The following is a 7,244-nucleotide window of genomic DNA, read 5'->3' on the forward strand; positions in this document are numbered from 1 at the left end:
CTGCAGACGCGGCCGGAATGGAACCAGATCGATGCCGTGCTGCTTGGCTGGCTTGGCAATCCCCGCACCGCCGAGGCCGCCGGCCGCGCCGCGCTGGCGGTGAAGGCGGCCAATCCGAAGGCGATCTTCCTCTGCGACCCGGTGATGGGCGACAGCGACAGCGGGCTGTATGTCGATCCGGCGCTGCCCGCCTATATCCGCGACCATCTGTTTCCCACCGCCGATATCGCCACGCCGAACGGCTTCGAGCTGGAATATCTCACCGGCGGCAAGATCGACGATCTGCCGTCTGCGCTGGCGGCCTGCGATGCGCTGCGGGCGAAAGGCCCGGCGATGGTGGTGGCAACCACGCTGCAGCGGCGCGACGGCGGTCGGAGCCAGGGCCAGGCCCTGCTCGAGGCGCTGCTGGTCAATGCCGACGGCGCCTGGCTCTGCGCCGTACCGGATCTGGGCGAGGGCCTGCCCAAGGGTGCCGGCGATCTGTTCGCCTCGCTGTTTCTCACCCGGTTGCTGAAGGGCCGCACGCCGAAGAAGGCGCTGCTGTTCGCCATGTCGGCGACCTATACCGCGTTGCGCGATGCGCGCGAGAACCGCGCGCCGGAAATGCGGCTGCACATGATCCAGGACCTGCTGCGGGCGCCGCAGTTCCTGCCCGATATCGAACGCGTGCGCTAACCCTTACAGGTTGCTCCGCAAGACGCTGCCGATGCCGTCATAGAAGACGGTGAAGCCGAGCAGCATGTCGACATGCTGGCCATCGCTGGCCAGCGGCATCATCAGGCGCTCCAGTTCGGCCGTCTCGGCATTGGTGCGGAATCGCGGCGGCCCGCGACGATGGCTGATCTGCGCGTTGGTGGCGGCATCGACAAAACTGCGCGACCGCGAACTCACCGTCTCGAAGCCGGTTTCCATGTCATGCAGCCAGCTGCCGGTCATCGATCCGTTGAAACCGAGATCGACATGGCTGCCGACCAGGCGAAAGCGGAAGCGCGGGATGGTGATGGTGCCCTCCGGCGGGTGCACCTCCAGCAGCCAGGCATAGGGCAGCAGGGCGGGCATGCCGAGCGGATCGATATGCTGGCGGCCGGGCAGCAGGCCCTCGGCTGGCGCCGCCGCGCGCCAGTAGGCCAGGCCCTTCTGGATCACCGGATGGGCATCGGCGGGCAAGGTGAAACCGCTGCTCATTCGCTGGGGTCCATCAGGGCCTGTTCGGTCGACAGGAACAGCGAGATGCAGAACAGCATATCCACAATCTTACCATCTGCCGCCAGCGGCATGAACAGCCGTTCGACTGTCAGGTGATCCAGGCCGAGCGGGAACATCGGCTTGCCGCGGCGATAGCACGGTGCGCGGTTGCGCACCGGCTGCACGAAGGCCTCCATGCGGCCTGAGGCGATGAAGTTGGTATCGACCTCGTCGATCCAGCGGCCCACGACGGCTTCTCCACTGGGCGTGATGCGGCGCACGGCGGTGCCGAGCAGGCGATATCGGAAGCGCAGGGGTTCAGCCTGAACATCAACCATCCAGATATGTGACAGCAGCTTGGGAATCGCCGTTGGGTCCACATGCTGACGGCCGGGCAGCAGGTTTTCAGCCGGATGCACCTGGAGCCAGTACTCGTAGCCTTGTCGGATCAGGGGATGGGCGTCGGCGGGCAACGCGAAAGCACTCATGTCGTCGATCCGATAACAGTGCCGTCAGGCAGGTAGAACAGGGTGACACAGAACAGGATGTCCGGCGCCACGCCATCGCGTGCCAGCGGCAGCAACAGGCGTTCGATCATACGGAATTGCCGGTTATGCGCAAAGATCGGCGCACCCTTGCGATAGGCCGGCCGTGGCTCGGTGAGCATGGCGATATAGGGCGCGCTGAGCGCCGGGGCGGTGTAAAAATTGGGGATCACATCGTCAAGCATCTGGCCGCTCAGGCTGCGGCCCATGCTGTGATCCAGCGCCGTGCCGACAATGCGATAGCGGAAGCGCGGCGGCGCGCCCCGGATCACATCGACCAGCCAGACATGTGGCAGCAGATGCGGAATGTCGAGCGGATCGAAATGCTGCCGGCCCGGAAGCCTGTCCGGTGCCGGGTGAATGCGAAGCCAGTATTGATAGGCATCCCGGATGAGGACATGCGCATCATCAGGCAGGGGAGAAGCGGTCATCTGCGACCGTATTACGCCTCAAGCCCTCGCGTTGCGCAATCCGGCTGTGGCCGCATGCGCCATCGGCGGCGTCACTTTCCACTGCGCCCGTACTGCACGATCAGGTGATCGATTGAAAATCGTCCGGGACCACGGGCGATAATGATCAGGAGACTGATCGCCCAGATGCCGTGGGTCGGCCAGGCATCGGGATAGACAAAAATCTGGATCACGGCGGTCATGCCCAGCAGGGCCAGGGCGGCGAAGCGGCTGGCAAGGCCGAGAACGAGCAGCAGCGGAAAGAGATGCTCGCCCAGGGTTGCCAGATGGGCAGCCACCACCGGATCGAGCAGCGGCAGCCGGTATTCCTCGCGGAACAGTACGATGGCGTTGTCCGACACCCGCCAGCCGTCCAGCTTGGTCTGGCCCGACTGCCAGAATACCGCCGCCGGGAAGACGCGGGCGCCGAATGCGATCAGGCTGTGCGGAATGCAGTCCAGCATGGCGATGATCCGCTGCAGCGCAGTCGTCAGGCTGGCGGCAAGAGATGGCGCGGCAAGGGGAAGCGGGCGGGTCATGGTCATGGGTCTTCCTGTGAATCGTGGCAGGCGGTAACGGCGCCGCGCATGAAGAGGGCGGCCAGGGCCGGGCCGAGATCGAATATGGCGGCAGCGTCCAGTGCGGCAGCCGCCGCTTCGCCGAGCGTGCTGCCGGCCTGCAGGGCGGTGAGGAATGCGGCTTCGCCGGGCGCCAGGATGACGACATCGACGCCGTATTGCGGGCGCAGCACCAGGATGTCCTGGGCCGACCAGTCGGTGATCTCGGCTAGCGGCAGTCGCCCGGTATTCATCGCCCAGATGGTGGCGGCGGGATAGGCCGCGCGCAGGATCTGCAGCGACGGGTGGAGATTAACGCGCAGTGCGCCGATGCGGTCGGCGGTCAGCCGGCCCAGTGTATCGGCCGGCAGCGGCTGTGCATCGGCGGCGTGGAAGGCACGCGTATAGGCCAGTTCCAGCTGCGCCACATCGGCGAGGTAGGGCAACTCGGCCGCCGGTGCAAAGCTGTTGAGGAAATCCGGCAATGCGGCGCCATAGTCGAGCAGCACCGGCGAGGCTGGCGGCGACACGCGCACGAAGATCGCGGCCATGGCGGCGAAAAACTCCGCGCCGACGATGGCTTCAACGGCGGGAAAGCCGTTGGCCAGCGCGCGGCCAAGGCCGCTGACCACGTTGTTGCGATAGACGGCGAAACGCTCGGCCGGATCGGCGGCTAGCAGGCCGGGCGGCACAGCATGTTCGGCATCCAGCAGGGCGGCGGCGAAGGCTGGCTGCATGTCAGGCTGCCTCCGCCTTGCCGGCCATGCGGCCCAGCACCTGCTGCGCGCGGGCCGCTTCGGCCACCAGCACCGGCCAGGCCGGCACGTCGGTGTCCCATTCCACCAGCGTGGCGCGGGCACCGCTGCGGGCGATGATGGATTCATACAGCTGCCAGACGCGCGCATTCACCGCGCTGCCATGGTCGTCGATCAGCAGTGGCATGCCATGGCGGTCTGTCGTCGCATGATGGCCGGCGAGATGAATCTCGCCCACATGCTGCAGCGGGAAGCGAGCAAGATAGGCGACCGGGTCTTCGTCGCGATTGCTGCAGGCGACCAGCACATTGGTGACATCCAGCAGCAGTCCGCAGCCGGTGCGTGCGGCGACCTCGGCCAGGAATTCGGTTTCAGGGATCGTGCTGGCGGCGAAGTGCAGATAGGTGGCGGGATTTTCCAGCAGCATGCGGCGGCCCAGGGCCTCCTGGGTCTGCGTCACATGCGAAATCACGCGCGCCAGCGTCGCATCGGTATAGGGCAGCGGCAGCAGGTCGTTGAGGAAGACGCCGCCATGGCTCGACCAGGCCAGATGCTCGGAGAAGCTCTGCGGCTGATAGCGGTCGCAGAGCCGGTGCAGGCGCCGCAGATGGTCGCGATCGAGCGGTGCGGTGCCGCCGATGGACAGCCCGACGCCATGCAGCGACAGCGCCATGTCCTGCCGCAGGGCCGCCAGCTGCGCATGCGGCAGGCCGCCATCGCCCATGTAATTCTCGGCATGCACTTCGACAAAGCCCGGCTTCGCAACCTCGGCCTGCAGGGCAGCGAGATGCTCGGGCTTGAAGGCAGTTCCAGCAACGGGAGGCAGCATGATGGCGTGAACCGGATACGGAAAAGCGGCGGATGCCGGGCGATGCCGGCATCCGCCTGCGATCATCAGCTCTTCATCGGCTCCAGCGAGCCCATGCCCTTCGGGGTCTTCATGGTGGTGCAGGTGCCCTTGGCGACCAGCTTGAAGGCGTTACCCTGGTAATCGACCTTCGAAGTGCCAGCGCAGGTGGTGCCGGGGCCGGCGGCGCAGTCATTCTTGCCGGCCATGGCGATGCCGTAGCACTTTTCCTTGCTGGCATCCTGGGCCGGGGCCGGGCTGGCGATCAGGGCCATCGCGGTGGCGAGCGAGCCGGCCAGCAGGGCGGCGGTCAGATGCGTCTTGGCGAGCATGGGTGTCTCCTGTGATGCCGCGGATCGGGATAAGGCGGGCGGCTGCGGCTCGATGCCGCCCATAGCCCTCATTCGCGGCCGCGCCGGCCTGTGTTACGCTGCTCACGCTTTCGTGTAGCAATTATTTTTTCTGCCGCCGGCCTGTAACATCGGGCCGTGCCGTGACGAAGGACTGGATGTGAGCGACCGCAATCTCGCCCATGCGCAAGGCGAGCAGGAAACCCGCTGGAGCAGCCTGATGCGGGCTGGCCTTGGCGGCGACCGTGCCGCCTATCAGGCCCTGCTGGTCGAACTGGCGCCGGTGCTGCGGGTTGCGGCCCGGCGCGGGTGCCAGAAATTCGGCCTGATGCCGGCGGATGCGGAGGATGTGGTGCAGGAGACCTTGCTGGCCATTCATCTCAAGCGGCAGACCTGGCAGCAGGATGCGCCGATCGGGCCGTGGATTCGCGCTATTGCGCGCAACAAGCTGGTCGATGCGCTGCGGCGCCGCGGCCGGCGCGGTCGCGAGATCGATATCGACGATCTCAGCGACGTGCTGGCGGCACCGGCGGAGGAAGACCGCAGCGTGGTGAGTGATGTGGTGCGGCATCTGCACAGCCTGGCGCCGGGCCAGCGCAATGTGGTGCAGGCGGTGGCCGTGGATGGCGTTTCGATCCGCGAAACGGCGCAACGCCTGATGATGACGGAAGGTGCGGTGCGGGTGGCACTGCATCGCGGGTTGGCCGCCCTGGCCCAGCGGTTAAGGGAACAGGGCGCATGAGGAGCTGCGAGCCATGAAAACCGACGATCTGATCCGCGCGATTGCCGAGGATGCGACCCCGCCGGGCCTGCGGCCGCAAGTGAAGCTGTCGCTGGCGCTGGCCGGTGGCATCGTCGTCGCCGCCGTGCTGTTCATGCTGCTGCTCGGGCCGCGCGGCAATGCGCTGGCCTCGCTCGACCAGTTGCGCTTCCTGCTGAAATTCGTTGTTACGCTGGCACTGGCGGTGGCTGCCACCGGGCTGGTGCTGCGGCTGATCCGCCCCGGCGCCACGCTGGGCGTCTGGCGTCGCGCCCTGCTGCTGGCACCCGGCCTGCTGCTGATCGGCATTGCCGTCGAGTTGATCGCGCTGCCCGGGTCGGGCTGGCTGACCGCGCTGGTCGGCAGCAATGCGCGCAACTGCCTCACCTATATTCCGCTGATGGGGCTGGCGCCGCTTGCACTGATCCTGCTGGCTTTGCGCAGCGGCGCGCCATCGCGGCCCGCGCTGGCCGGCGCCGTGGCCGGGCTGATTGCCGGCGGCATGTCAGCCTCGCTCTATGCCGCGCATTGCCCGGATGACAGTCCGCTGTTTGTCGCCACCTGGTACACGCTGGCGATTGCCCTGCTGGCCGGCCTGGGTGCGCTGATCGGCCGCCGCCTGCTGCGCTGGTAGGCAAAAGAAGAGGGCCGCCAGCTTGCGCGGGCGGCCCTGGAGGAGAACTCTGCTTCTTTAATGACGGGTCGTGTTACGCGGCCTGCTTCTTCAGGTAGCGGGCGGCCAGCACTTCGGCGATCTGCACCGCGTTCAGCGCCGCGCCCTTGCGCAGGTTGTCCGACACCACCCACATCACCAGACCATTGTCGACGGTGAAATCCTCGCGGATGCGCGACACGAAGGTGTTGTAGTCGCCGGCGCAGTCCAGCGGCGTGATATAGCCGCCGTCCTCGCGGCGATCCAGCACCTGCACGCCCGGCGCGCTACTGAGGATTTCGGTCGCCTCTTCGGCCGAGATCGACTGCTCGAACTCGATGTTGACGGCTTCCGAATGGCCGATGAACACCGGCACGCGTACGCAGGTGGCGGTCAGCTTGATCTTGGGGTCGAGAATCTTCTTGGTCTCGGCCGTCATCTTCCATTCCTCCTTGGTGTAACCGTCGTCCATGAAGACGTCGATATGAGGAATGACGTTGAAGGCGATCTGCTTGGTGAACTTCTCGCGCACCACCGGATCGTTGACCAGGATCTGCTTGGTCTGGCGTTCCAGCTCGGTGACGCCCTCGTTGCCAGCGCCCGAGACCGACTGATAGGTGGCGACCACCACGCGCTTGATGGTGGCGCGGTCATGCAGCGGCTTCAGCGCGACCACCAGCTGGGCGGTCGAGCAGTTCGGGTTGGCGATGATGCCCTTCTTGGTGTAGCCGGCGATGGCATCGGCATTCACTTCCGGCACCACCAGCGGCACATCGGGGTCCATGCGCCAGAAACTCGAATTGTCGATCACCACGGCGCCCTGGGCGGCGACGCGCGGCGCCCATTCCTTCGAGGTGGCGCCGCCGGCCGAGAACAGCGCGATGTCCACACCGCGGAAGTCGTATTCGTCGAGCGCCTTCACCTTGATATGCTTGTCGCCATACATGACGTCGCGGCCGACGCTGCGGCGCGAGGCAAGGGCAACCACTTCCGAAACCGGAAACTTGCGTTCGTGGAGGATGTTGAGCATTTCGCGGCCCACCACACCGGTGGCGCCGACAACGGCGACCTTATAGGTCATATCTGGCCTTCTTTCGCTGCGTCCGGCAGGTCGACACCCGGCGGACTTTGAGGAACACGAGAC

11 protein-coding genes are annotated in these 7,244 nt (G+C 66.2%); 3 read left to right on the forward strand and 8 right to left on the reverse strand.

The genetic code is table 11. From position 1 onward, the window contains the following. On the forward strand, positions 1 to 675 hold a 675-nt coding region (gene pdxY, locus AAG799_RS21485; RefSeq protein ID WP_341899056.1), incomplete at its 5' end, for a pyridoxal kinase. Between the two features lie 3 nt (positions 676 to 678). On the opposite strand, the gene AAG799_RS21490 is transcribed toward pdxY, so the two are convergent. The 7 genes from AAG799_RS21490 to AAG799_RS21520 all read right to left on the reverse strand — a co-directional run bounded on the left by AAG799_RS21490 (position 679) and on the right by AAG799_RS21520 (position 4,670). Then, positions 679 to 1,185 (reverse strand): PAS domain-containing protein, encoded by a 507-nt coding sequence (locus AAG799_RS21490; protein ID WP_341899058.1) that lies wholly within the window; start codon positions 1,183 to 1,185, stop codon positions 679 to 681. Further along, a complete protein-coding gene (locus AAG799_RS21495) occupies positions 1,182 to 1,673 on the reverse strand; it encodes a PAS domain-containing protein (protein WP_341899059.1) in 492 nt (163 codons plus the stop codon). Before AAG799_RS21495 ends, AAG799_RS21490 begins: the two co-directional genes overlap by 4 nt. Next, the gene (locus tag AAG799_RS21500; RefSeq protein ID WP_341899061.1) at positions 1,670 to 2,161 is read right to left on the reverse strand and encodes a PAS domain-containing protein; all 492 of its coding nucleotides are present in this window, start codon (positions 2,159 to 2,161) and stop codon (positions 1,670 to 1,672) included. Before AAG799_RS21500 ends, AAG799_RS21495 begins: the two co-directional genes overlap by 4 nt. Before the next feature lie 71 nt (positions 2,162 to 2,232). Beyond that, positions 2,233 to 2,724: a DoxX family protein gene (locus tag AAG799_RS21505; protein ID WP_341899062.1), complete on the reverse strand. Its 492-nt coding sequence runs from the start codon at positions 2,722 to 2,724 to the stop codon at positions 2,233 to 2,235. Continuing rightward, positions 2,721 to 3,473, reverse strand: a complete 753-nt coding sequence (locus tag AAG799_RS21510) for a DNA-binding domain-containing protein (RefSeq protein WP_341899064.1) — start codon at positions 3,471 to 3,473, stop codon at positions 2,721 to 2,723. The genes AAG799_RS21505 and AAG799_RS21510 overlap by 4 nt, the downstream gene beginning before the upstream one ends. A 1-nt stretch (position 3,474) precedes the next feature. Next, positions 3,475 to 4,320: a DUF692 domain-containing protein gene (locus tag AAG799_RS21515; protein ID WP_341899066.1), complete on the reverse strand. Its 846-nt coding sequence runs from the start codon at positions 4,318 to 4,320 to the stop codon at positions 3,475 to 3,477. 65 nt (positions 4,321 to 4,385) lie between these two features. Further along, positions 4,386 to 4,670, reverse strand: coding sequence for a DUF2282 domain-containing protein (locus AAG799_RS21520; RefSeq protein ID WP_341899067.1), 285 nt, complete (start codon positions 4,668 to 4,670; stop codon positions 4,386 to 4,388). A gap of 178 nt (positions 4,671 to 4,848) precedes the next feature. Here AAG799_RS21520 and AAG799_RS21525 point away from each other — a divergent pair, with 178 nt between their 5' ends. After that, complete coding sequence (locus tag AAG799_RS21525) at positions 4,849 to 5,430, forward strand: sigma-70 family RNA polymerase sigma factor (protein WP_341899068.1); 582 nt, start codon at positions 4,849 to 4,851, stop codon at positions 5,428 to 5,430. 13 nt (positions 5,431 to 5,443) lie between these two features. After that, positions 5,444 to 6,082, forward strand: a complete 639-nt coding sequence (locus AAG799_RS21530) for an NrsF family protein (RefSeq protein ID WP_341899069.1) — start codon at positions 5,444 to 5,446, stop codon at positions 6,080 to 6,082. A 73-nt stretch (positions 6,083 to 6,155) separates the two neighbouring features. Here the strand turns inward: AAG799_RS21530 and AAG799_RS21535 are convergent, their stop codons facing one another. Beyond that, positions 6,156 to 7,181, reverse strand: coding sequence for an aspartate-semialdehyde dehydrogenase (locus AAG799_RS21535; protein ID WP_341899070.1), 1,026 nt, complete (start codon positions 7,179 to 7,181; stop codon positions 6,156 to 6,158). Positions 7,182 to 7,244 lie beyond the last annotated feature (63 nt).

Origin of the sequence: Ferrovibrio terrae (assembly GCF_943371255.1) — a bacterium.
GTDB lineage: Bacteria > Pseudomonadota > Alphaproteobacteria > Ferrovibrionales > Ferrovibrionaceae > Ferrovibrio > Ferrovibrio terrae_B.